Raw genomic sequence first — 23,769 nt, 5'->3', positions numbered from 1 at the left:
GCGGTCGAGGCGGCGCGCGACCTCGGGCAGTAAGCCGGCGGCGGTCGCGGCCTTCTCCACGCGGGCGTGGAGAGCCGCGGCGTCTTCAAATGCCAGCGCTGCTGAGGCGCGCTCGCGCTCCGCGGAAATCTCCCGCAGCAGCGATTGCCCGCCGCTATCGAGATACGCTTTCACGCGTCCCACTTCCCCGGCGTACTCCCCGTCCGTACATCCTTTGAAGCAGGGGGCGAGGCACATCTTCATCTCCGAGTAGATGCAGCCGGGAAACTGCGGATCGGGATGGAGGTCGAAGTCGCAGCGGCGCATCTTGAAGAGGTCGAGCGAGTCGTTGAGGAACTTCTCCGCCGCGGCGCGCGAGGCGAAGGGCCCGTAGTACACCGACTTCCCGCGCAGGCTGGTGACGCGACGGGTGATGTAGGCGCGGGGATAGGGGTTGTCGAGGTTGAACTTCACCAAGGGCGCGAAGCGCAGGCGAAGGCGCTTGCGATACTTCGCGGGGAACGCCTGCCGCAGCGTCTGGTAGAGCAGGAAGCCGGATTCGAAATCCGAGCCAGTGAGGGTGAACTCGATGTGGCGAACGCGGTCGCGCAGGTTGAGCCGGCGGCTGATCTCTCCGGACGCACCCAGCAGGCGGATGAGCCGGCGGCGCAGGCTGGCAGTCTTGCTGACATAGGGCTCGGCTTCAGCTTCATTCCCGCGCAGCAGGAAGACGGCGGGCGCCGCCGGGACTGCGGCGAAGACTTCCGCATCACACTCCGGCGCGAACTCCATCGAGCGGGCGAGCACCGCACGATTCTCTCACCGCGGAGGCGCGGAGACACGGAGGAATCCCCGCAGGAAGCAAAAACAGTTACCTGGTCCTCGCCCGGAGTTCGATCTTTTCCAAAAAGAGCAGGAGGAAGTGGCGCACCACGAAGGTCAAGACCCCGAGGGCGAGGAGCAGGACGTTCCAGCGCCCGAACTGCAGGTGGATCATCTTCTCTGCGATCGCCAATCCAGGCGCGACCAGAGCGCGGATGAAAGAGGGCAGGAAGGTCCCCTCAAGCGCGCGGGTTTTGATGAGGTCGGCGCGGATGATGAAGTCCGCGAAGTAAGCCAGCGCCACCGCCACCGTCCCCACGGAAACCGCGATGCGAAGCACGCGCAGGGCGGAGTAGACGCGCCGGGTCTGGGGCGGCTCCTCCAGCACCGGCATGCGCCGCGTCTTCGGCCGGGCCGCGACCGCCGGGCCGGGCTGCTCCCGCGGGGCCACCGCCGGCATGGCCGGCGTGGAGGGGAGCTTCTCCATCTTCTGCGCGGGCGGGTAGGCGGCTTCCGAGTCGGAGCGCGTTCCAGGCGCCGCGATGGTTCCGACGCTGAGCGAAGCCTGGATCTTCTTAAGCGCGGCGGCCACACCGGTGGCGGTGGGCCGCTTCTCGCGCGCCTTGCTCAGACACTGGTGGATCAGTTGCTCGAGCTCCGGAGGAACCCCGGGGACCACTTCCCGTACCGGCTTCGGCTCCTTCTGCAGGATCATCATCAGCAGGGCGGCGGCCAGGGGAGCCTCGAAGGGCATCCTCCCGGTCGCCATCTCGTAGAGCACCACGCCGAACGAGAACATGTCTGAGCGCGCATCCACTTCCGTCCCCAGACACTGTTCAGGAGACATGTTGGTGGCGGTGCCCATGATCGTGCCCACCTGGGTCTTGAACTCTCCCGGGTCGGGGGGCGCAGCGGGTTCTTCCCCGTAAACCTGGGTCCTGCCCAGATCGGCGGCGGCGGCCGGGGGAGCGCCGGGGGCTTCCTTCAGCTTGGCCAAGCCGAAATCCAGGACCTTCACCTGGCCGCGCGGCGTGATCATGACGTTCTGCGACTTCATGTCGCGATGGATGATGCCGGCTTCGTGCGCGACCGCCAGTCCTTCGGCGATCTGAATCCCGTACTCGCAGATCTGGCTGGGGGGCAGCGGATTGCCGCCGATCACCTTCTTGAGGGTCTTGCCCTCGACGAACTCCATCACGATGTAGCGGATCTCATCCGCGGTGCCGACCTGATGGATGCTGACGATGCAGGGATGCGGGATGCGGGACTGGGCCTTGGCCTCGCGCAGGAAGCGCGCCAAGGCCTCGCGCTGCGAGTCGGCGGAAACCGCGGTGAGGATCTTGATGGCGACGCTGCGGCCCAGGCGCAGATCGGTGGCGCGGTACACCGCGCCCATGCCGCCCACGCCGATCTTTTCGTCTAAGCGGTAATTGCCGAGGGTGGAGCCGATCACAGGCTTCTCCCCAGGCGTTCAGGCCTATGCATTTGGGTTGAACTTAAGGTTCAGTGAGAGACAGGCAAAGTTAGGGTGCGCTGTGCTGGGTGTCAAGGAAGAGGTAGATGCAGAATCCAGCCTAGGGGTTGGGCTCATCGGAAGCTGGCGCTCTTGACGCGCTTGCGGAAGTCCTCGCCCTGCATCTGGACCGTACGGCACATCTCGTGCAGGCGGGAGCGCATGCGCTCGCCGATGCGGTCGCCCAGGGTCACTTGGCGCCCCGCGTGCTGCTCCTTGCTCAGCCCGGTGCTTTCCGCCTCGTCCGGGAAGTTGGTGGTGATGATGGTGGCGCGCTTGTCGTTGTAGCGCGTGTTCAGGATGAGGCTGACCGTGTCCCACACCCACTCCGTGGGCTTCACCGCGCCCAGCTCGTCGAGCGCCAGTACCTCAGCGTCGAAGACCGGGCGCAGCACTTCGAGCTCGGTGGTCTGGACCGACGCGTTGTAGGAGTTCTGGATCTCCTTGAGCAGCTCGCGGTAGTCGTAGAAGAGGCAGGAAATGCCCTTGCTCGCGATGAGCTCCTTGAGGACGCCCACGGCCAGGTGGGTCTTGCCCACGCCGATGGAGCCGACCAGCAGCAGACCGGTCTTTTCGACCGGATACTCCTCGACGAAGCGTCCGGCCTGCAGGCGGGCGTTCGACAGCGGCTCGAAATGAGGGCCGCGGGGCGGGTCGAAGTTGGTGAGTTCGCAGTGCTCGTAGCGAGCGGGGATGCGCGCGGCGTCGAGCAGGCGCTGGGTGCGGGCCTCGGCCATGCAGTCACAGCGGGTCACGCGGCGCGGCTGGCCCGGGCCGCCGCCGGCAACCGGCTTCCATCCCGAACCTTCGCACAGCGGACAAGCAGGGGAGGCAGCGTTGGCCAAGCCAGCACCTGACGGGAAGAAAAGTCTCGCGGCGCTGAAGAATCACGCGCGCACGCCATCGACTTTACTCTCGCCGCAGGCCGCAAGCAAGCCGCGCATCGTCAGTTTCTTGACAAGAGCGAAGAAGGGGAGCTAAATAGCGCGCCGTGGCGGTCCCGCCCCCGCGGAACCGTCCGGAGAGGCGGTCATACGATGAACAAGGCCGACATGATCGACCGGCTGGCGGCAGCCGCGGGCATCACCAAGACCCAGGCGGCATCGGCCGTGGACGCCATGGTGAGCGGCATCACCAGCGCGCTCAAGAAAGGCAACCGCGTGACCCTGGTGGGCTTCGGAAGCTTTTCCACGGCGCAGCGCGCCGCCCGCACCGGCCGCAATCCCAAGACGGGAAAACCCATCAGCATCGCGGCCCGACGAGTCGCCAGGTTCACCCCCGGAGCCGAACTCAAACAGGCGGTCAACAAGAAGTAGTCGGTCTCTTCCCAGGAAAAGCGGCGGGGATTCGCTCCCTGCCGTTTTTCATTGCAAAGGAGGCGGCGGGGCAGGGACCACCGGGGCCGGAGGCTGAGCTTTGGTGCGTCGCATCCGCCGCAGGATCCAGAAGCCCAGCGTGGCCAGCAGGATGCCCGGCACGACCGCCACTGGCGCGGCCAGGAAGCTTGCGCCCATGGACATCCCCAGCTCGGAATAGGTCTTGTGGTAGCGCGGGATGACCTCTTTGTCGGTGGCCTCGTACCAACCGGTGTCGGGCAGATCGTCATAGGGCGGCGCGTCCACTTCCAGGAGTTGGTGTCCGTTGGGCAGGCGCTCCACTTCGAAGCTGGCGCTCCAGGGCGGCGTGCCGGAGTCGGACGGGTTCTTGTTCATGCTGCTCTGCTGCATGAGCTGGTTCTGGAGGCTCGCCTCCATCCCCGCGGGAACCAGGTAACTGTGCTGCGGATTCTTGGTTAGGAACTCTTCCAGATCCTTCTGGTAGACGATCTGCGCCTTGGGAGTGCTGGAGCCCGGCTGCGGGGTCATCACCAGGATGGGAAACATGTCCGGAGTCACCCCCGTAACTTCCCGCTTGGCGTGGTGGATTCCAATCGCCTGAAGCACGATCCAGGATCCCGCGCAGCTCACCGGAAAGGCCACCAGGAACAGCAGCAGCCAGGTGAGGATTCCCGTGATCCAGGATTTGAGATGGCCCTTTCCCATGCCTTGGTCTCCGCGAAACGGTGAGGAATCTTACTCCGGCGGGTTGGTGAGCCCCAACGGTAGGCAGGAGCCGACGCGGTTTGCCGGAATCGCGAGGCTCCTGTAAAATCAAAGCTTTCCCGAGGGGAGCTTCCCGCATCATGAAAGCCGGCATTCATCCCGCTTACAACGAAGTGCGCGTCCACTGTGCCTGCGGCAACGCCTTCGTCACCCGCTCCACCCACAAGGGCGACATCCATCTGGAAATCTGCTCCAACTGCCATCCCTTCTATACCGGCAAGCAGAAGCTGCTGGATACCGCCGGGCGCGTGGAGCGCTTCCGCCGCAAGTACGCCAAGGTCGAAAAGAAGTAACTTCCTTCTTCGCGGTGAACGCGATTCGAGCCTCCGCTGCGGCGGGGGCTTTGTTTTTTAGTCGACGGCCTGGGTGCAGAACTTGCAGCGAGTGGCCGCCTTGGCCACGACCTCCAGGCAGAAGGGGCAGATTTTGGTCTCCGGCGTAGGCGCGGGCTTGAGCAGGCTCCTGGCCATCAGGAAGACCACCAGGGCCACCACCATGAAGTCGAGCACGCTGCCCAGGAAATCGCCGACCAGGAACTTGGCGCCGCCGATCTGGAAGGCCAACTGCCGCCACTCGCCGCCGGAGGCAAAAATCCCGAGCACGGGCATGATCAGATCCGCTACCAGGGCCGAGACCACCTTGCCCACGGCGGCGCCCATGATGAAGGCCACGGCGAGCGACATCACATTGTTCTTTAGCAGGAAAGCTTTGAATTCCCCGTACATGGCGGCCTCCGTGATGAGGGGAGCGATTTCTAGCCACTCTACAGCTCGGTTAGAATAGCCCCAATGCAGAAGTTCTGGGAAAACCTGCTGCGCACAGCCGCGGAGGGCTGTGCCACACAGGCCGTGGCGGTTCCGGCCTCGGTGCGCCTGGGCGCGGTCGAGATCCGCCCGGCCACGGTGCTGGCGCCCATGGCGGGGCTGACGGACACGGTCTTCCGCCGCTTCATCCGTAACCTGGGCGACTGCGGACTCATCATGACCGAGTTCACCTCGGCCGAGGGCGTGCTGCGCGACCGCGACGCCAAGACCCGCCGCTACCTGCACTTCTATCCCGACGAGCATCCCATCTCGGCTCAGCTCTTTGGCGGCGAGCCGCGGGTGCTGGCCGAGGCCGCGCGCCTGGTCGAGGGTCTGGGCTTCGACCTGGTGGACCTGAACCTGGGCTGCCCGGCGAAGAAGGTCGTGAAGTGCGCGGCGGGCTCCGGCCTGCTGCGCGACCTGCCGCGCATCCACTCGATTTTCGAAAGCGTGCGCGCCGCGGTGAAGATCCCCTTCACGGTGAAGTTCCGCGCCGGGTGGGACGAGAAGGAGATCATCTGCGTGGAGCTGGCGCGGCTGGCCGAAGACTGCGGCCTGAACGGCGTGGCGTTGCACGCACGCACCCGCGAGCAGGGATACAGCGGCCAGGCGCGCTGGGATTGGATCACGGCGGTGAAGCAGGCGGTGAAGATCCCGGTCACGGGCAACGGGGACATCCGCACGCCCGAGGATGCTGCCGCCATGGTGGCCGAGACGGGATGCGACGCGGTGATGATCGGACGCACCGCGGCGTCGAATCCGTGGATCTTCCGCCAGATCGCGCAGTTCCAGGCGACCGGAAAGTACGAGCCGCCGGGCGAGCAGGACCGCTACCAGATGATCCGCAGCTACTTCGAGAGGCTGGTGGAGGAAGAAATGCCGGGCGCCCCGGGCAAGATGAAGCAGTTCGCCTCCTGGTTCACCTACGGCGTGCAGAACGGCGGCGCGCTGCGCAAGGCGGTGTACGGGGCGCGCACCGAGCAGGAGATCCTGGAGAAGGTGGACCGCTTCTTCGCTGCGGACCACCACCCGGTTCCTGCGGCTGGTTAGAGTCAGACCGGAACAGCCACGATCTTCCCCGGCTCGGGCGACTCCAGATACGCCCAGGGCGTCACCGGATCGTGGGTGAAGATCATCAGCCACTTCTCGGGCAGGGCGTACTCGTAGACGCGCTTGCGGCTCTCGATGGTCTCGAGCGGGAACAGGTCGAAGGCCATCACCCAGGTGAGATCGAGGTGGGCGGTGGTGGGGATGAGGTCGCTGACGTAGCACGCGCGCTTGCCCTGGCTCTTCAGCATCACCGCCTGCATGTGGCGCGTGTGGCCGGGATAGACCTTCACCGAGATTCCGGGGAGGAGCTCCTGGTCGCCCTGCAGCAGATGCATCTTGCCGGCCTGGATGAGCGGGTCGTAGTTCTCGCTGAGGTAGCTGATGCGGTCGCGCTCGTGCTGCTGCGAGCCGTGGCGCCACTCCCCCTCTTGCACGTAGTACTGCGCTTTTGGAAAGGTGGCCACGACGTGATCTCCCTGGCGCACCGTGTTCCAGCCGCAGTGGTCGAAATGCAAATGAGTGTTGATGACCACGTCGATTTCCTCGGGCGCGACCTTGGCGGCGGCCAGGCTGTCCATCAGCTTGGCCTGGGGCGCGAAGATCTTGGTCATGCGCGGGTCGAGCTTGTTGCCGATGCCGGTCTCGACCAGGACCGTGTGCTTGCCGTCGCGGATCAAGAGCGAATTCAGCCCCACGGGCACGCGATTCTGCTCGTCGGGTTTCATCTTCTTTTCCCACAGGACCTTGGGGACCACGCCGAAGAAGTTGCCGCCGTCGAGGAAGTAGGTGCCGTCGGAGAAAACGGTCAGCTCGAAGTCGCCCAGGGTGAGGGTGCGTGGCGTGGGGTCAGGCATGAGGTTCAGTGACTCTCTGCCCGCGGCGCGTTCATCAGGTTCTGCTCGAAGTGCCTTTGGATGCGGGTGAACAGGTGCGTGCGGGCCACGGCGCCGGCGATGCCGTGGGTCTTGCGCGGATAGAGCGCCAGGTCGAAGGGCTTGCCGGCGGCGACGAGCGCCTGCACCATCTGCAGGGTGTTCTGCATGTGAACGTTGTCGTCGCTGGTGCCGTGGACGATGAGGAGGCGCCCTTGCAGGTTGGCGGCCGAGTTCACAGGAGAGCTGTTCTTGTAACCTGCGGCATTCTCCTGCGGCAATCCCATGTAGCGTTCGGTGTAGATGGAGTCGTAGTCGCGCCAGTCGGTGACCGGGGCCACGGCGACGCCCGCGGTGAAACGGCCGGAGTGGGTGAGCGCGTAGAGCGTCATGTATCCGCCATAGCTCCATCCCCAGAAGCCGATGCGCTTGGAATCGAGCATGGGATTAGCGGCGAGCGCCTGGTCGAGCGCGGTCAGCTGGTCCTTCAATTCGACTTCGCCGAAGTTGCGGCGCAGCGCGATGGTGAACTTCTGGCCACGGGCGCCCATGCCGCGGTTGTCCACCTGCAGCAGGGCGGTACCCTCCCGAGCCAGGATCTGGTGGAAGAGGAAGGTTGTGTCGCCCCAGGCGTTGCGCACCGTTTGCCCGCCCGGCCCGCCATAGGGGTTGAGGAGCAGCGGCAGCGAGTGCGCGGCCGCGCCGGAGAAGCCGGGGGGCGCCAGCAGCACCCCGTGCAGCACGGTGCCGTCTTCGGCTTTGAAGTCCACGAACTTGGGTGCAATCAGGTTGTAGGCGGCGAGGCTGCGCGCCTCCCAGAACTTCTGGCATGTGCCGCCGGTGGCGCAGAACGAGAGCTGCGGCGGGGTCATGACCGCGGAGTAGTTGTCCACGTAGTGGCGGGCGTCCGGGGAGAAGTTGGCGCTGTGCGTCCCCGGCTCTCGCGAGACGCGGCGGAAATCCGAGCCATCGAGCTTCACCGAATACAGGTGGCGCTCGCGGGCGTCGCCCTGGTTGGCGATGAGGTAGACGACGCCGGCGTCCTCATCCACTGCCTGGATGCCAAAGGTCTCGAAGTCGCCGCGGGTAAGCTGCTTCTCGAGCGTGGCGCCGGGAGCGGGCGGATTGCCCTCCTGGAAGCGGTAGAGATAAAGATGCGTGTAGCCATCGCGCCAGCTCGACCAAAGAAAGCGGTCGCCGGAGCGCAGGATGCGGAAGTTGTCGTTGACCTCGACCCAGGCGTCGCTCTTTTCGGAGAGCATGAGCTGGCAGCGGCCGGAGGCGACGTCCACGAAGTAGAGGTCGAGGCGGTCCTGGGCGCGGTTCAGCACCTGGGCCCAGAGCAGCCCGTCGCGCACCCAGCCGAAGCGCGGGATGTAGAGGTCCTTGGCCTCGCGGGGCCGGGTGCCGGCCTCATCTGTCTCGCGCGCCTGCGGCGGCAGCGTGATCCACTTCAGGCTCTTCCCCGTCGCCGTATCCACCACCCCCAGGCGCACCGCCGGGTTAGGATCGCCGGCCTTGGGATACTTCTGAAAATCCACCGTGGGATGCGTGGGAATAAAGTCGGTAATGGGATAGCCGGGCACCGGGGTTTCATTCATCTGCAAGAAGGCGATGTGGTTGCCGCTGGGCGACCAGAAGTAGTTGCTGCGCACGTCCAGCTCCTCGGCATAGACCCAGTCCACCTCGCCGTTGAGGACGGCGTCGTCCTGGTCGTGGGTGAGCTGGCGCTCGCGGTCCTTGTCCAACCGGCGCACGTAGAGGTTGTGCTTGCGCACGTAGGCGATGCGGCTGCCGTCGGGGGAGAACTTGGGATCGCCGCTGGGATCGGGCGAGGAGGTCGCCTGCACCGCGGTCCCCGTCTGCAAGGTGAAGTACCAGAGCTGGCCGCCAGAGTCGAAGAGCAGGTGCTGCGAGTCCGGGGCCCAGTGGTAGGAAGCGACGGAGTAGCGCGAGCGGCGCTCGCGCTCGCGGTCGTCCTTGAGCTGGCGGGCGGCCGGCGCCAGGCCGGCGAGCTTTTCGCGGGAGACCAGCACCGCAGCCTTGCCGGTGGCGGCGTCCAGGTACATGAGCTCGCCGCGCTCGCCGGCGTCGTCGCGCTGCACGTAGGAGAGTCGCGAACCGTCCGGACTCCACTTGAATGTCTCCGGGGCGCGGCCGGTCAGGCCGCCTTCGGCGAAGATGGCCTCCACCGTCAGTTGGGGCGCCGGTGTTTGCGCCGGCTGCTGGCCCCACAGAGCCGCCGAACAGATCAGAATCGTAATCAGCCGCTTCACTCTTTGCTCCTCCTGGGTAGCTTGCGAAGGGCGAAAGTTTACACCGTGGGGCGGGCCGATGCCGAGCGCGTGTGCGTGCTACAATCTTTGCCCACTCCCCTCCTTACGGGCAGAAGTATGCACCCAGACCTGGAAAAGCTGATTGCCTTGCAGCAGGCGGACGGGGAAGTCGCTCGCCTGCGGGAAGAGATTGCCACCCTGCCCCGCCGGGTCGCCGTCATCGAGGCCAAGCTGGCCGGGACCCAGGCACAGATCGAAAAGGCGCAGCAGGGCCTGACCGCCAATCAGGCCGTCCGCCGGAAGTTCGAAACCGAAATCCAGGACCACCGGGGAAAAATCTCCAAGTACCGCGAGCAGTCCCTGGCGGTGAAGACCAACGAGCAGTATAAGGCGCTGCTGCACGAGATCGAGTTCGAGGAGCAGCACATCCGGGCCTGCGAGGACAAGATCCTGGAAGGGATGGTGGACTCAGAAGCCCGGGAGGCGGCGCAGAAGGCGGCCGAAACCGAACTGCGGGCGGAAACCTCGGAGATCGAGAAGGAAAAAGCGGAGGCGCGGGCGCGCACCGCGGAGGACGAGAACCTGCTGGCGGAGCAGAATGCCCGGCGCGAGACGCTGCGCGTGGGAGTCGCCACCGACGTCCTGGAGCACTACGACCGGGTGCTCCACGCGCGCAACACGGCGGTGGCGGAGGCGCGGGCACAGACGTGCGCGGCGTGCAACGTCCTGCTGCGCCCCCAGACCTATAACGACGTGAAGAGCAACGCGCAGATCATGACCTGCGATTCCTGTTCGCGCATCCTGTTCTATGACCCTGCGCACGAGCCGGCGCCGGACCCTTCCGCGCACCGGCGGGCTCCCAAGAAGACAGAGGAAGAGGCTGCCGAGCCCGAGGCATCCGTGCTCGAGGCCGGCTCTTCCTCCTCCTCCTCCTCGTGAGAGGCATTTATGCAAAGGAAAACGCGGTTCCTTGAATTGGCCCTGGCGGTTCTGTTCCTCGCCGCCCCGGTCGCGGCGCAGCTCACGCCCTCCGACCCGACCACCTTCACGGACTTGAAAGTGCGGGTCACCTACGCCAATGACCGGGAAGTTTCTATGGGATTGCGGGTGGAGTTGGTCACCAGTAATGAGCTGTCTGTTTCACAAGGGTTCACCGATGACACGGGGCAAGCCATTTTCTCGCGAATTCGTCCCGGCTACTACCGCCTGAGGGTCAGTGGCGTCGGCATTGAGGACGTCACCACCAATAACTTCCTGATCTCCCGAGGCGAGGGGACGCACTTTGAATTCGTGCGGGTGGAGGCCAAGGACTCCGCGGGGGTGGTTGCGCTCGGTTCGGGGCCGCCGGTCTCAGCCGTGGAGCTGAACGTCCCGGACGGCGCGCGCAAGGAGTATGACGCGGGCATGACAGCTTTGAACCTGAAGAACTGGCCGGAAGCCAAGGTGCGCTTCGAGAAGGCCCTGGCGATCTATCCGCAGTATGCGCGCGCCTCGAACGGCCTGGGCGTGGCGTTCATGAACACCGGGGCGCCGGCACGCGGACGCCAGGCGTTTGAGGCCGCCCTCCGTCTCGACGACCACCTGCCCGACGCCGCGCAGAACCTGGGGCTGATTGCCTATAACGAGAAGCGATATCGCGAAGCGGAAGATCTGCTCAACAAGTCGCTGGCCGGCGATCCCATGAACCCGGACACCCTGCTGCACCTGGCCAACACCCAACTGCTGCTGGGCAAGCTGGAAGAATCGGTGGCCACGGCGCGCCGAGTCCACAATTTGGAGCACTCGCAGTTCACCCTGGTGCACCTGATCGCGGCCCGGGCGCTGGAGGCCTTGAAGCGGCCCGCGGAGGCGGCGGAGTACCAACTCTACCTGCAGGAATCCCCGACCGGGTCGGCGGCCGAGAGCGCGCGCGCCGGGTTGCAGGCCCTGCAGACCCAGATCCCCCACTGAAGCACGCCAACGACAATCCTGTGATCGAGGTGCGGGCGCGGGCTGCCGCGCGCCTGCGCGCCGGGCACGTCTGGGTCTATCGCTCCGACCTGGCCTCCGCCTCCAGCCTGCCGCCCGGAGCGCGGGTCAGCGTGCGCGACCCGCGCGGCAACACTCTGGGAACCGCTCTCTATAGCAGCGCCTCGCAGATCGCCTTGCGCATGATCTCCACCGGGCCGGTAGCGGACGAAGCCGCGCTCCTCGAGCTCATCCGTGAACGCATCCGCGCGGCCGCCGAGTACCGGCGCCGGGTGGTCGAGGGGAGCGACGCATATCGCGTGGTCTTCAGCGAGGCCGACGCCCTGCCCGGCCTGATCGTGGACCGCTACAACGACGTGCTCTGTCTGCAGGCGCTCACCCAGGCCATGGACCAGCCGGAAGTCAAAGCCACCGTGGTAGCGGCGCTAGGGGAAGAGTTCTCGCCCGCGGGCGTGGTGGAACGGGTGGATGCGCGCATCCGCAAACTGGAGCAACTGCCCGAGTCGGAGGGCGGGCTGCTGGCGGGGGAGAAGGACGCAACCATCTTCACTATGAACGGCGTCCGCTTTCATTACCGGGCGGGAGAAGGCCAGAAGACCGGCGCCTTCCTTGACCAGCGGGAGAACTACGCCGCCGCCGCCGGCTACGCGCGCGGACAAGCGCTCGACGTCTTCTGCTACCAGGGAGGATTCGCCCTGCACCTGGCGCGGGGGTGCGAGAGCGTCACCGGCGTGGACAGCTCGCGTCCGGCGCTGGAGATGGCGGAGCGCAATGAGGAGTTGAACCGCGCGTCTTCTTCCGCCAAGGAGATCGAGTGGATCGAAGCCAACGCCTTCGACCTGCTGAAGGACTATGCCGCCGCCGGCCGCCAGTACGACACCGTCATTCTCGACCCGCCCGCCTTTGCCAAATCGAAGACCACCGTGGAGACCGCCCTGCGGGGCTACAAGGAACTCAACCTGCGCGCTCTGAAGATGCTGCGCCCCGGCGGGATCCTGGTCACTTGCTCCTGCTCCTACCACCTGAGCGAGGCCGACTACATAGAGGTCGTAGCCGCGGCCGCCGCCGACGCCCATCGGACCGCCCGGGTGCTCGAAAAGCGGGGCCAGTCCAAGGACCACCCGGTCCTGCTTACGGTGCCGGAAACATCCTACCTTAAGTGCATAATTATTGTTGTAAGCTAATGAAAACATTATACATAGTATAACATTGACAGTAACACACTCATATTCTATTATAAATTAAGTGTTGACCATGCGCTTAGCGCGGAGTCCGGACCCACGTGGTTCGGCCTCCCGGTTCTTGCATTGTTGGTTCAGGAGATTCTAAGGAAGGTGAGCCATGAGCATTCGCTGGGACAAGTTGACGCTGAAGGCGCAGGAAGCCATGCGGGCGGCGAACGACGCTGCCTCGCGCCGCGGCAACTCCGAGCTGGTGCCGCTGCATCTGCTCGCCGGTCTGCTGGAGGACCGCGAGGGCATCGTGGCCCCGGTGCTGGCCAAGATCGGCCTCAACCTGGAAGCGCTGCGCGCCGATGCGGAACAGGCCCTGGAGACGCCGCCCAAGGTCTCGGGCTCTACGGCGATGCAGGCTGCGCTCTCCCCTCCCCTTTCCAAGGTCATGGAGCAGGCCTTCCGCGAGGCCGACCAGTTCAAGGATGACTACGTCTCCACCGAGCATATGCTGCTCGCCCTGACCCAGGCCAAGAAGGATCCCGCCCAGCTCCTACTGCAGAAGCACGGGGCCGCGCACGAGGCCGTGCTGAAGGCGCTGACGTCCGTCCGGGGAACGCAGCGGGTGACCGACCCGAATCCTGAAGCCAAGTTCCAGGCGCTCGAGCGCTATGCCCGCGACCTGACGGAGCTGGCGCGGCGCGGCAAGCTCGACCCGGTGATCGGCCGCGACGATGAGGTGCGCCGCGTGGTCCAGGTGCTGTGCCGCCGCACCAAGAACAACCCGGTACTGATCGGCGAGCCGGGCGTGGGCAAGACCGCCATCGTCGAGGGCCTGGCGCAGCGCATTATTTCCGGCGATGTCCCGGAGATGCTGAAGTCGAAAAGCCTGGTGGCGCTCGATCTGGGAGCGATGGTGGCCGGCGCCAAGTACCGCGGCGAGTTCGAAGACCGGCTGAAAGCGGTGCTGAAGGAGATCGAGGAATCCGAGGGCCGCGTCATCCTGTTCATCGACGAGCTGCACACGCTGGTGGGGGCGGGCGCGGCCGAGGGGGCGATGGACGCTGCCAATATGCTCAACATCCTGCTGCAGATCATGGAGGACGGCCGCCTCACCGACGGCAAGGGCCGCACCGTGGACTTCAAGAACGTGGTGGTCATCATGACCTCGAACCTGGGTGCCTCGTACCTGCAGGCGGACGCGCTGCGCACTCCCGAGGCCTTCGACGAGGCTTCGGAGCAGGTGCTGCTTACGCTGCGCAGCCACTTCAAGGCTGAGTTCCTGAACCGCGTGGACGACGTCGTCATTTTCCGCCCGCTGGGCAAGGAACAACTTACGCACATCGTCGAGCTACGCCCGGAGGACCTGCGCCGCCTGCTGGCCGGCCGCAAGATCTCCATCGAGCTGACCGACAGCGCTCGCGAGCTGCTGTTCACCGAGGGCTACGACGTGAACTACGGCGCTCGTCCGCTCAAGCGCGCCATCCAGCGCCTGATCCAGGATCCGCTGGCGCTCAAGATCCTGGACGGCGAGGCGCTGCACGGCGACCATGTGGTGGCGGATGCCGACCCCAAAGCCCGCAAGATGACCTTCGAGGTCAGCCGGGCCTCAGCCGAGAAGCCCGCTGGCCGGGAGAAGCGGCCGGCGGCGGCCTCCCGCAAACGCTCGGCCAGCTAAGGGCGGCTCACTTCTTCTTGTCTTGGGATTTCTTGGGAAAAGTCTCGGTCTTGGGCTTGGCTTCCGGCTTGGTCTCTGATCCGGCGGAGGAGCTCTCGCTGCCGGCCTTCTCGCTGCCGGCTTTCTCGCCCGCGCCTTCTCCCGAGCTCTTGCCGGAGCCCTTGCTCGGGTAGTCGGTCGCGTACCAGCCGGAGCCTTTAAATCTCACCGACGAAGCCGAAACCAGCTGTTCCAGCCTGCCGCCACACTCCGGGCAGGTCTTCAGTGCCCGGTCAGAGAACTTCCGGATGCGCTCGAAGCGATGCTTGCACTTCCGGCACTGATACTCGTACATGGGCATCGCTTGAGTTCCTTCGCTCGGCTCATTCTAGACCGGCTCTCTGCCGTTGTAACTTCGTTGCTGTCATCCTGAGCGAGGCGCTGGCGCCCGCTCGCGCCTCGCTCAGGATGACATTGTTATAAGGGTTGCTGCGATAGCTCGCATAGGGTTCCCTCGATGCGCTTGGGATGTAGGGCGGCGGTGTAAACTTTGCTCGATGAAAGCGCAGGAGCAATCCGGCGGCGTGCTCTACCTGGTGGCCACGCCCATCGGCAACCTGGAAGACATCACGCTGCGCGCGCTGCGTATCCTGAAGGACGCGGATGTGATCGCCTGCGAAGACACGCGGCAGACGCAGAAGCTGCTGAACCACTACGGCGTCACCACCCGCACGGTGAGCTACCACGAGCACAACGAGATGACGCGGGCCGCCGGGCTGCTGGTGGAACTGGAGGAAGGCGCCAAGGTGGCGCTGGTCTCCGATGCCGGCATGCCGGGCATCTCCGACCCGGGCTATCGGCTGATCTCCCTCGCCATCCGCCACGGCATTCCCGTGGTGCCGATTCCCGGCGCGTCGGCCTTCGTGGCGGCGCTGGCGGCGAGCGGCCTGCCCACCGACTCCTTCCGTTTCGGCGGCTTCCTGCCAGCCAGGCGCGGCGCCCGGCTCAAGGAGCTGGAGCACTTCCGCGACTCGCCCCGAACCCAGATCTTCTACGAGGCGCCCCACCGGTTGAAGGAAACCCTCGCCGACCTGGTGGAGGTGCTGGGTCCCGCGCGCCAGGTGGTGATCGCGCGCGAAGTCACCAAGCTGCACGAAGAGTTCCTGCGCGGACACGCCGGCGACCTGTTGAAGCAGTTGCAGGAGCGGGAGATCAAGGGCGAGATCACGCTGCTGGTGCGGGCCGCCGAGGACGCAGGCGGCGGGCCGGTCCCGGTCGAGCTAACGAAAAAGAAGAGCGTCCGCATCCGGCTGCAGGAAGTGATGCAGGAGCGCCAGCTGGATGAAAAGGCGGCGCTCAAGGTGGTGGCCCGGGAGATGGGCGTCTCCAAGAGCGAAGCCTACCGCGAACTGCAGCGCAGCCCGCGCTGATATGGCGCCCTCGCCGCGTTGACGGGCCCTTCGAAATTACTGTATTTTTGATTCCCTCCTTTCGGCCCAGGCCGCTGGGGGACCGCCGCTGGAGGTTACGCCCAGGTTCCACCATGGCTTCCGAAATCAAAATCGATCACGTCGGCCGATACAAGATCATCGGCGAGGTAGGCAAGGGCGCCATGGGCGTGGTGTACAAGGCCACCGACCCCACCATCGGCCGCACCGTCGCCCTCAAGACCATGCGGTTGGACGCCCACGGCAGCGAGTCCGAGGAGATGCTGCAGCGCTTCCGTAACGAAGCCAAGGCTGCGGGGGTCATGAACCACGGCAACATCGTCACCATCTACGACGCCGGCGAGCAGGATGGCGTGTTCTACATCGCCATGGAGTGCATCGAAGGGGTAACGCTGCACCGCCTGCTGGCGGACAAGCGGGTGATCGCTGTGGACAAGGTGGTCGAGTACTCCCGCCAGGTGTGTGCGGGGCTGGACTACGCGCACTCGCACGGTGTGGTGCACCGCGACGTCAAGCCCGCCAACATCATGATCGAGGCCGACGGCTCGGTGAAGATCATGGACTTCGGCATCGCCAAGTCCTGGGGCACCGCCATGACCACCGTCGGCCAGGTGCTGGGGACTCCCAACTACATGTCGCCGGAGCAGGTGAAGGGGAGGCCGCTGGACGGGCGCTCCGACCTGTTCAGCTTCGGCGTGATCCTCTACGAGATGGTCACGGGCGAGAAGCCCTTCACCGGGCAGAACGTCACCACCATCGTGTACAAGATCGTGCACGAGAACCCCATCCCGCCGCGGGACCTCGACGTCACCATCCACCCCGGGCTGAGCTGGATCATCACCAAGGCGCTCTCCAAGTCGCCGGAGGAGCGCTTCCAGAAGGGCGCCGACCTGGTCCAGGCGCTCGAGAGCTACAAGGCCTACGGGCCTGCCGGCGAGCCCACGACGAGCGTGGCCACGCGCTCTTCCTCCGCGGCCGACATGGGTCAGGCAGCAGCGATGGCTCCTGCGGCCAGGAACGAGAAAGCAAAGCCGGCTGCCGCAGGCGCTCCCGCGGCCCGGGCGTGGGCCAAACGATCGTACGCCGCAGCCGGCGCGCTGCTACTGCTGGCCGTGGCCGGCTTCGCCTACTACCGCCATCGGGCCGCGGCGCCGGCGGCGCAGCAGCAGACAACTGCAGCGCCGCAGCAAACCAGCTCCCCACCGGCCGGCCAACCTCAGACATCCCAGCCTGCCGGGTCGCAGCCGGCGGCGAGGCAGGCGGGCTCGCCGACCTCCGGCGCAACCACGGCCGCGGGGCATGCCAGCAAGCCGCCGGAAGGGAAGGCCATCAGCGCACCCAAGGGGAGCTCGCAGCCCATCAGCGTGACCTCGGCTCCCATGACTCGGGGACGCAAGGTCGCGCCGGACTCCGGTGAGATGCGACTGACCTCCAATCCCCCCGGCGCCCAGGTGCAGATCGATGGCTGGACGGAACCCACCTGGATCACGCCCTTCACCGACCCCAGCAGGAGCGCGGGAAAGCACACCGTGGCCTTCTCCAAGGCCGGCTACATCACACAGACGCAGGCAGTGCAAGTGGCGGCGGGCCGCAGCCTGACCGTGCACGCGCAACTGCCGGTGTCGGCTTCCACGCTCTCGGTCTGGAGTACTCCGGCCGGCGCCGCCATCCTGGTGGACGGCCGAGAGACCGGGAAGCTGACGCCCGCGCAGATCGGGGTGGAGAAGGGCGAACACAAGATCGTGGTGCGCAAGTCGGGCTTCGCCGACGCCAGCGTCACCGCCCAGGTCGCCGAGGGCCAGCGCTTCGCGTTCGCTCCCAAGCTGCAGCCGGGCAGCTCCGGCGGCGAGAGCACCGTGAACAAGCTCAAGACCTTCTTTGGCGGCATCCCAGTGGGCAAAGGCCAGGTGGACGTCCACACCGATCCCCGGGGCGCCGTGATCCTGGTGAACAGCCATCCCTACGAAAAGAAGGCGCCCGCCAAGCTCATCCTCGACCCGGGCACCTACCACCTCGTCCTCAGGCTGGAGGGCTACAAGCCGGTGCAGAAGACCGTCATCGTCCAGGAAGGCAAGAAAGTCCCCTTCAACCAGAAGCTGGAGAAGCAGTAGCCCCCAAAGCCTGCCATGGCTCGCCTCATCATCTCTTCCCCGGACGGCGCCATTGGCATCCTGGAGCTGGCCAAGCCGGTGGTCACCATCGGGCGCGGCAGCGCCAACGACCTGGTGCTGGATGACGAGAGCGTCTCCCGCTTCCATGCCGTGTTCAAGCAGGAGAAGAATGGCGACGTGCTGGTCGCCGACCGCAGCAGCACCAACGGCGTGGTGGTGAACGGGAAAACTATCTCCACGGAAACCGCGCTGGTGTACGGAGACCGGGTGAAGGTCGGCGTCTACGAGCTCAAGTTCGAGTCCACCGACATCGCCCCGGTGGTCATCCGCAAAGCGGAGATTCCCGCCACCCTGCGCGACGTGCTCGAAGGCCGCGACACCGGCCGGGGTTTGCGCTCTGTCAAGGCGCCCAGCGGGACCTCGGCCGAGCTGGTGGAGCGCATCCGTCAACTGGAGCAGGAGAAGTACCTGCTGACGGTGCTCTACGACGCCGGCAAGGCGCTGAACTCGACGCTTTTGCTCGACGACCTGGCCGAGGAGGTGATGGCGCTGGCCTTCCGCATCGAGGGCGTGGAGCGCGGCTTCATGATGTTCTTCGACGCGGCCGGCGAAGTCTCGCGGCAGACCGAGGTGCACTACCGCTCCGGTACCCGCCGTGGCGCCTCGCGCCATGCCGGTGAGAAGACGCATCGCCGCCGGCCCGCCCAGGAGCAGCCGCGCATCATCCTGGGCCGCTCCATCCTGGAGCGCATCCGCCAGGAGAAGGTTCCCATCCTGATCGCCGACGCCGCAGCCGACGAGCGCTTCCAGGGAAGCGAGAGCGTGAAGATCTCCGGCTTGCGCTCCGCCATGTGCGCGCCTTTGGTCGAATCCGGCGTCGAATCCGGCCGGCTGCTGGGCCTGCTCTACGTGGACAACCTGGAAAAGAAATTCGCCTTCAGCGAAGAGGAGTTGAACGTCTTCGCACTGGTGGGGGCGCAAGCGGCCTCCGCCCTGGCCTCGGCGCTGGCGCGCCAGCAACTGGCCGAGCAGGCGCTGCACCGCTCGGCGCTCGAGCGCTTCCTCTCCCCGGACGTGGTGGAGATGATCGCCGCCGACCCCAACGTGCGCCTGGGCGGCGTCAATCAGAAGGTCAGCGTGCTGTTCTGCGACATCCGCGGCTTCACCAGCATCTCCGAGCAACTGGCGCCGGAGAAGGTGGTGGAGATCCTGAACGAACTCTTCACCCGCATGACGGACGTGGTCTTCGACCACGGCGGGACGCTGGACAAGTACCTGGGCGACGGCCTGCTGGCGGTGTTCGGCGCGCCCATCTCCAAGGGGAAAGACGCCGCCAACGCGGTCGGCGCCGCCATCGCCATCCAGAGGCTGGTGCTGGAACTGAACCGCGACTCCGTCGCGCGCCAGTGGCCGGAACTGAAGGTGGGCATCGGGGTGAGCACGGGGATCGTCACCGCCGGGAACATCGGCTCGCCGCGGCGCCTGGACTACACCGTGATCGGCGACACCGTCAACGTGGCCTCGCGCCTGGTCTCACACGCCGCCGGAGGCCAGATCCTGATCACGGACACGACCGCCGCCGAACTCGGCGACGGCTTCGATTGCGCTCCCATGCCGCCGCTGCTGGTCAAGGGCAAGTCCCTGCCGCTCTTGGTGTTCATCGTGCGCTGGGTAGGGGCGGCGTGAGGGGAAACCCCCACCCTTAACGGCTGTCATCCTGAGCGAGCCCGCCCGTGGACGGGCGAGTCGAAGTTGAGGCGTTCAGCGGGCGTCTGAGCCCGCTGCCGAAATCCTGACCCTGAGCGAAGTCGAAGGGGAAGGAGCTAGGGTCTAGCTTTGTCATCCTGAGCGAGGCGCGAGCGTGCGAGCGCCGAGTCGAAGGACCCCCGCCATGCCCGTGCTACGATGCCGCCCCAAGGCACTCTGACGATGCATCGGAAGTTCTGGGTCTACATCGTGACCAGCAGAACCGGCACTCTCTACCTTGGCATTACCAATGATCTCGAAGTTCGCGTCCGTCAACATAGAGCAGGAGAGATCGAAGGCTTCAGCAGCAAGTACCACTGCACACGTCTTGTCTACTACGAGAGCTTCGACAGTGTCTTGAAAGCAATCCGCCGCGAGAAGCAGTTGAAGGGCTGGAGGCCGGGTCGCTGAGGTCGAACCAAGCGACCTGGCCGAGCGGTTGCTGGGCGGCGGTGATGATGGAGTCCGTGGCCGGCATTTCAATCCACGGAAGATTGTACTGGGAACTGAGTACTGGGAACCGAGAACTGGCTCTTCAGGCGCGGCGCTTGCCGGAGGAGGACTTGGCGGCGGCGACGGGTTCCGCCTCCCAGGCTTTGGGAGGACGGGCGGCAACGGGCTCATCGCGGTGCTCGACGCGGTCGTACTGGTAGCGGTCACTCACCGTCCCCAAGGACTCGTTGTAGAGGCTGGTCTGGCCCAGGGCTTCCTTCAGCTCCTCGCTGAACTGGTGCAGGGCGCGCAGGTGGTCGGCGGTGGCCGGGACCTCGCTCTTCGAGGTCATGAGGAACTTCTGGTAGCCGCGGTCGATGAGCTTGGAGATCTCGCCCGCGATCAGGTGGCCGGGCTTGGCGAACAGGCGCACGCCGCCCTGCTCGTCCTTCTCGATGGCGGCCGAGCAGTTGTGCTTCTTGAGGAAAATGCGGTGGGCCGTGGCCGGGGCCTCCAGCAGGTCGAAGCCGTGCTCGCGCAGGTAGGCCACCGTCTGGTCGTAGTCCCGCTGCTCTGGTTTACTGAAGATTCCCATGTTTCTCCCTAGAAAACTGCGCCGTCCACCCGAGCGGCCTAGTCCATACGATATAGCCTTAGACGGCTGGCGTTGCCCGTGGACGCGGACTTTTTGGTAGGCCAGGGGCTTGCCCCCGGCAACCGGCGGTGGTTATATAGTAGTGTTTCCAGTGACTTAGCTTGACCGTAACGAATTCGACAACAGGACTCTAAAAAAGTCCCCTGGGAACTGAGGAGCGATGCTCAGAATCTCCCAATTCGCGCTGGAGGGCCTCCGTCGCCACGGGGAAGAAACCTACCCCAACGAGTGCTGTGGGGTGCTGCTGGGACGGCTGGAAGCCGAGGTGCGTCGGGTCAGCTCGGTCGAGCGCTGCGGCAACACCCGCAGCGACTCGCCGCAGAACCGCTACAACATCGACCCCAAGGAGCTGCTCCGCATCCAGCGCGAGGCGCGGGAGCGCGGGGAGGATGTGGTCGGCTTTTACCACTCGCATCCCGACCATCCGGCGCGCTGGTCCGAGACCGACCTGGCCGAGGCGCACTGGACGGGCTGCTCCTACGTGATCACCTCTGTGGAAGGCGGGCGGGCCAGCCGCACCTGCTCTTTCGAGCTGGCCGGCCAAAGCGAAGAGGAAAAGCACTTCGTGGATGAGGAGATCGAGGTCGTAGGGGCTGCTTCGGTTGAATCCCGTTAAGCGCGGCATACATCTAAGGGGAATGATGAAGATCCATATCCCCACCCCGCTGCGCCCGTACGCGGAGAAGAAGGACGTGGTGGAGGTCGCCGGCAGCACGGCCGGCCAAGGGCTGGCCGCCCTCACCGCGCAGTATCCGGACCTGCGCCGCCACCTGTACACCGACGACGGCAAGCTGCGCGCCTTCGTGAACTTCTACCTCAACGACGAAGACATCCGCTACCTGCAACAGGAGAACACCCCGGTGAAAGAAGGCGACAACCTGTCCATCGTCCCCTCGATTGCGGGAGGGTAGAATTGACTATTGACGATTGACGATTGGCGATTGAAGAATCCCCGAATCTGCAATCTGCATTCAGGTGCGATGAAAGCCGTTACCCAGAAACCCGAGACCGGCACACTCTCCAACGAGGAAGTGCTGCGCTACTCGCGCCACCTGATCATGCCCGAGGTGGGCATGGAGGGGCAGCTCAAGCTGAAGGCGGCGAAGGTGCTGTGCATCGGGGCGGGCGGACTGGGATCGCCGCTGGCCCTGTACCTGGCGGCGGCGGGCGTAGGCACGCTGGGCCTGGTGGATTTCGACGTGGTGGACTTCACCAACCTGCAGCGGCAGATCCTGCACTCCACCGCGGACGTGGGCCGCAAGAAGCTGGATTCGGCGGCGGAGACGCTGGCCGGCATCAACCCGCAGGTCGAGGTGCGGAAGTTCGACACCAAGCTGACCAGCGCCAACGCGCTCGAGCTTTTCCGCCAGTTCGACATCGTCGCCGACGGCACCGACAACTTCCCCACCCGCTACCTGGTGAACGACGCCTGCGTGCTCACCGGCAAGCCCAACGTCTATGGCTCCATCTTCCGCTTTGAAGGGCAGGCCAGCGTCTTCGCCGCGAAAGACGGCCCCTGCTACCGCTGCCTCTATCCCGAACCGCCGCCACCGGGGCTGGTACCCTCGTGCGCCGAAGGAGGCGTGCTGGGAATCCTGCCGGGGCTGGTGGGCGTGATCCAGGCGACGGAAACCATCAAGCTAATCCTGGGCGCCGACCGCGAGCAATCGCTGATCGGGCGGCTGCTTCTGGTGGACGCCATGAGCATGAGGTTTCGCGAGCTCAAGCTGCGCAAGAATCCGCAGTGCCCGGTGTGCGGAGCGAATCCGACCATCCATGAGCTGATCGACTATCAGGAATTCTGCGGCGTCCGCGCCGAGCAGGCTTCCATGGCCACGCAAGTGCCGGCCATCGAGGTGGAAGAGCTGAAGCGCAGGCTGGACGCTGGGGAGGACGTCTTCGTGCTCGACGTGCGCGAGCCCCACGAATACCAGATCTGCAACCTGCAGGGCCACCTCATCCCGCTGGGCGACCTGGCCAAGCGCGTGCACGAGCTCGACTCCAGCCGCGAGATCGTCGCCCACTGCCGCTCCGGCAAGCGCAGCGCCGATGCGGTGGAGTTCCTGCGCGCTGCCGGCTTCCGCAAGGTCTGGAACCTGACGGGCGGCATTCTGGCCTGGGCCGACCGCATCGACCCCAGGATGCCGAAGTACTGAGGTCGACCGCATCCATCCCAGGATGGCGAAGCCCCGGCACGCCCAGGTTGAGGGTGCCGGGGCTTTTCCATGGCCTGAGAGCGGCCCGCGTCGCCGGGCCGCCGCGGCCGCCGATTACTCGAACACCAGGACCGACTTCTTGCCCTCAAAGCGGATCTCGACGATGGTCTCCGATCCGTCGCTGTTGGCGTGGGTGACGACCACGTTCTCCGGCGATGCCTGGTCGCGGTCCACCAGCTTGGCGTGGGCCGTTGCTACCGCGGTCTTACCCTGCAGGAAGGTCACGTCCGCCTCCGGACTGTGGCTGTCCCACTTGACCTTGTATTCCCCGGCGGCCAGTGACTTGCCGTTGAGTTGTGCCGCGCTGAACAGCTTCACCGTCGCCGCGCCGTTGGCGGCAAAGGCGGTGGCGGTGAGCGCCAGCACCAACACCGGAACCAGCACTCGGGTCAGTTTTGCGAATTTCATGATGTTCCTCTCTTTTCCCAGGCCTCAGCCTGAACCACGGCAAGGGCGGCCGCGGTCGGGCTGCGAACGCCTCTTGCATTTCCGTTGCGGAGGCCTAGAATGTGCCGCGGGGTTAAACGAAAAGACGCGTCCTCGCGGACCCGCCTTTCCCTTGAGATCGCCCACGCCCCGAGGCCTCCAACCCGTCGGCGGAACGATCTGTTTAACCCCTTAACCTTTTCCTGCCGCCGCAGCGCGTACTGCGCTCCGGCATTCACCAAGTAATTACGTCTCCCAGGGGCTTAAAGTTTCCGGTCTTTTTCGGCTCGACCCCGTCCCCGGAGCCGGCCCGTTCGGACCCCACTCCCTGCATTGGACGGCATTACGGATGTTTAGTGAGCGATAACGGGGGGAGGGTTGCCGGGATGTTTGGCGGGATGCGGGCGGCCGGGCCGCGTGGCTTGCGGCCTTTTCCGCGCGCGGGCGAGTCGCCCGCATCCACACGATCCTTCTGGGAGACGGCCTGACGGCCGCCTCTACGGGAGAGGCGCTCCGGCCGG

24 protein-coding genes are annotated in these 23,769 nt (G+C 65.6%); 14 read left to right on the top strand and 10 right to left on the bottom strand.

Annotated features, from left to right (window positions below):
• The 3 genes from VGQ94_06735 to VGQ94_06725 all read right to left on the bottom strand — a co-directional run.
• Nucleotides 1-786: excinuclease ABC subunit C (locus VGQ94_06735; GenBank protein ID HEV2022209.1), on the bottom strand; the 786-nt coding region annotated here is incomplete at its 3' end.
• 64 nt (nt 787-850) lie between these two features.
• Entirely contained in the window at nt 851-2,254 is a 1,404-nt protein-coding gene (locus VGQ94_06730; GenBank protein ID HEV2022208.1) for a protein kinase, read from the bottom strand.
• 134 nt (nt 2,255-2,388) lie between these two features.
• Complete coding sequence (locus VGQ94_06725) at nt 2,389-3,051, bottom strand: ATP-binding protein (GenBank protein HEV2022207.1); 663 nt, start codon at nt 3,049-3,051, stop codon at nt 2,389-2,391.
• Nucleotides 3,052-3,351: 300 nt separating this feature from the next.
• Here VGQ94_06725 and VGQ94_06720 point away from each other — a divergent pair, with 300 nt between their 5' ends.
• Complete coding sequence (locus VGQ94_06720) at nt 3,352-3,630, top strand: HU family DNA-binding protein (GenBank protein ID HEV2022206.1); 279 nt, start codon at nt 3,352-3,354, stop codon at nt 3,628-3,630.
• A gap of 48 nt (nt 3,631-3,678) precedes the next feature.
• On the opposite strand, the gene VGQ94_06715 is transcribed toward VGQ94_06720, so the two are convergent.
• Nucleotides 3,679-4,356 carry a hypothetical protein gene (locus tag VGQ94_06715; protein HEV2022205.1) on the bottom strand — a complete coding sequence of 226 codons (678 nt, stop codon included), beginning with the start codon at nt 4,354-4,356 and terminating at the stop codon, nt 3,679-3,681.
• A gap of 140 nt (nt 4,357-4,496) precedes the next feature.
• Between VGQ94_06715 and rpmE the strand changes: the two genes are divergently transcribed.
• Nucleotides 4,497-4,709, top strand: coding sequence for a 50S ribosomal protein L31 (gene rpmE / locus VGQ94_06710; GenBank protein HEV2022204.1), 213 nt, complete (start codon nt 4,497-4,499; stop codon nt 4,707-4,709).
• Between the two features lie 57 nt (nt 4,710-4,766).
• Here rpmE and mscL read toward each other — a convergent pair whose 3' ends face one another.
• A complete protein-coding gene (gene mscL / locus VGQ94_06705) occupies nt 4,767-5,141 on the bottom strand; it encodes a large conductance mechanosensitive channel protein MscL (protein ID HEV2022203.1) in 375 nt (124 codons plus the stop codon).
• Nucleotides 5,142-5,204: 63 nt separating this feature from the next.
• Here mscL and dusB point away from each other — a divergent pair, with 63 nt between their 5' ends.
• A complete protein-coding gene (gene dusB, locus VGQ94_06700) occupies nt 5,205-6,269 on the top strand; it encodes a tRNA dihydrouridine synthase DusB (protein ID HEV2022202.1) in 1,065 nt (354 codons plus the stop codon).
• A gap of 2 nt (nt 6,270-6,271) precedes the next feature.
• Here the strand turns inward: dusB and VGQ94_06695 are convergent, their stop codons facing one another.
• Entirely contained in the window at nt 6,272-7,123 is an 852-nt protein-coding gene (locus VGQ94_06695; protein HEV2022201.1) for an MBL fold metallo-hydrolase, read from the bottom strand.
• Nucleotides 7,124-7,128: 5 nt separating this feature from the next.
• On the bottom strand, nt 7,129-9,417 hold the full coding sequence (locus tag VGQ94_06690) for a DPP IV N-terminal domain-containing protein (protein ID HEV2022200.1): 2,289 nt from the start codon (nt 9,415-9,417) through the stop codon (nt 7,129-7,131).
• Between the two features lie 117 nt (nt 9,418-9,534).
• Between VGQ94_06690 and VGQ94_06685 the strand changes: the two genes are divergently transcribed.
• From VGQ94_06685 to VGQ94_06670, 4 genes are all read left to right on the top strand, one after another.
• The gene (locus VGQ94_06685) at nt 9,535-10,356 is read left to right on the top strand and encodes a C4-type zinc ribbon domain-containing protein (protein ID HEV2022199.1); all 822 of its coding nucleotides are present in this window, start codon (nt 9,535-9,537) and stop codon (nt 10,354-10,356) included.
• Nucleotides 10,357-10,365: 9 nt separating this feature from the next.
• On the top strand, nt 10,366-11,367 hold the full coding sequence (locus tag VGQ94_06680) for a tetratricopeptide repeat protein (protein HEV2022198.1): 1,002 nt from the start codon (nt 10,366-10,368) through the stop codon (nt 11,365-11,367).
• Nucleotides 11,368-11,387: 20 nt separating this feature from the next.
• Complete coding sequence (locus tag VGQ94_06675; GenBank protein ID HEV2022197.1) at nt 11,388-12,569, top strand: class I SAM-dependent rRNA methyltransferase; 1,182 nt, start codon at nt 11,388-11,390, stop codon at nt 12,567-12,569.
• Between the two features lie 157 nt (nt 12,570-12,726).
• Nucleotides 12,727-14,235, top strand: coding sequence for an AAA family ATPase (locus VGQ94_06670; protein HEV2022196.1), 1,509 nt, complete (start codon nt 12,727-12,729; stop codon nt 14,233-14,235).
• Nucleotides 14,236-14,242: 7 nt separating this feature from the next.
• Here VGQ94_06670 and VGQ94_06665 read toward each other — a convergent pair whose 3' ends face one another.
• Nucleotides 14,243-14,575, bottom strand: a complete 333-nt coding sequence (locus VGQ94_06665; GenBank protein HEV2022195.1) for a zinc ribbon domain-containing protein — start codon at nt 14,573-14,575, stop codon at nt 14,243-14,245.
• Nucleotides 14,576-14,771: 196 nt separating this feature from the next.
• On the opposite strand from VGQ94_06665, the gene rsmI reads away from it, so the two are divergent.
• The 4 genes from rsmI to VGQ94_06645 all read left to right on the top strand — a co-directional run bounded on the left by rsmI (nt 14,772) and on the right by VGQ94_06645 (nt 19,930).
• On the top strand, nt 14,772-15,644 hold the full coding sequence (gene rsmI / locus VGQ94_06660) for a 16S rRNA (cytidine(1402)-2'-O)-methyltransferase (GenBank protein ID HEV2022194.1): 873 nt from the start codon (nt 14,772-14,774) through the stop codon (nt 15,642-15,644).
• A 113-nt stretch (nt 15,645-15,757) separates the two neighbouring features.
• Nucleotides 15,758-17,773 carry a protein kinase gene (locus tag VGQ94_06655; GenBank protein ID HEV2022193.1) on the top strand — a complete coding sequence of 672 codons (2,016 nt, stop codon included), beginning with the start codon at nt 15,758-15,760 and terminating at the stop codon, nt 17,771-17,773.
• Between the two features lie 15 nt (nt 17,774-17,788).
• Nucleotides 17,789-19,459 carry an adenylate/guanylate cyclase domain-containing protein gene (locus tag VGQ94_06650; protein HEV2022192.1) on the top strand — a complete coding sequence of 557 codons (1,671 nt, stop codon included), beginning with the start codon at nt 17,789-17,791 and terminating at the stop codon, nt 19,457-19,459.
• A gap of 243 nt (nt 19,460-19,702) precedes the next feature.
• Nucleotides 19,703-19,930 (top strand): GIY-YIG nuclease family protein, encoded by a 228-nt coding sequence (locus tag VGQ94_06645; protein HEV2022191.1) that lies wholly within the window; start codon nt 19,703-19,705, stop codon nt 19,928-19,930.
• A 124-nt stretch (nt 19,931-20,054) separates the two neighbouring features.
• Here the strand turns inward: VGQ94_06645 and VGQ94_06640 are convergent, their stop codons facing one another.
• Nucleotides 20,055-20,546 carry a hypothetical protein gene (locus VGQ94_06640; GenBank protein HEV2022190.1) on the bottom strand — a complete coding sequence of 164 codons (492 nt, stop codon included), beginning with the start codon at nt 20,544-20,546 and terminating at the stop codon, nt 20,055-20,057.
• A gap of 220 nt (nt 20,547-20,766) precedes the next feature.
• On the opposite strand from VGQ94_06640, the gene VGQ94_06635 reads away from it, so the two are divergent.
• From VGQ94_06635 to moeB, 3 genes are all read left to right on the top strand, one after another.
• Nucleotides 20,767-21,222, top strand: a complete 456-nt coding sequence (locus VGQ94_06635; protein ID HEV2022189.1) for a M67 family metallopeptidase — start codon at nt 20,767-20,769, stop codon at nt 21,220-21,222.
• Nucleotides 21,223-21,244: 22 nt separating this feature from the next.
• Nucleotides 21,245-21,517, top strand: a complete 273-nt coding sequence (locus VGQ94_06630) for a MoaD/ThiS family protein (GenBank protein HEV2022188.1) — start codon at nt 21,245-21,247, stop codon at nt 21,515-21,517.
• 69 nt (nt 21,518-21,586) lie between these two features.
• The gene (gene moeB / locus VGQ94_06625) at nt 21,587-22,762 is read left to right on the top strand and encodes a molybdopterin-synthase adenylyltransferase MoeB (GenBank protein HEV2022187.1); all 1,176 of its coding nucleotides are present in this window, start codon (nt 21,587-21,589) and stop codon (nt 22,760-22,762) included.
• 114 nt (nt 22,763-22,876) lie between these two features.
• On the opposite strand, the gene VGQ94_06620 is transcribed toward moeB, so the two are convergent.
• Nucleotides 22,877-23,230, bottom strand: a complete 354-nt coding sequence (locus tag VGQ94_06620) for a hypothetical protein (GenBank protein HEV2022186.1) — start codon at nt 23,228-23,230, stop codon at nt 22,877-22,879.
• Nucleotides 23,231-23,769 lie beyond the last annotated feature (539 nt).

It is taken from the genome of Terriglobales bacterium (assembly GCA_035937135.1).
Classification (GTDB): domain Bacteria; phylum Acidobacteriota; class Terriglobia; order Terriglobales; family Acidobacteriaceae; genus DASYVL01.
Note: the sequence above shows the minus strand (reverse complement) of the source record. Positions and strands in the feature narration are given on the sequence as shown.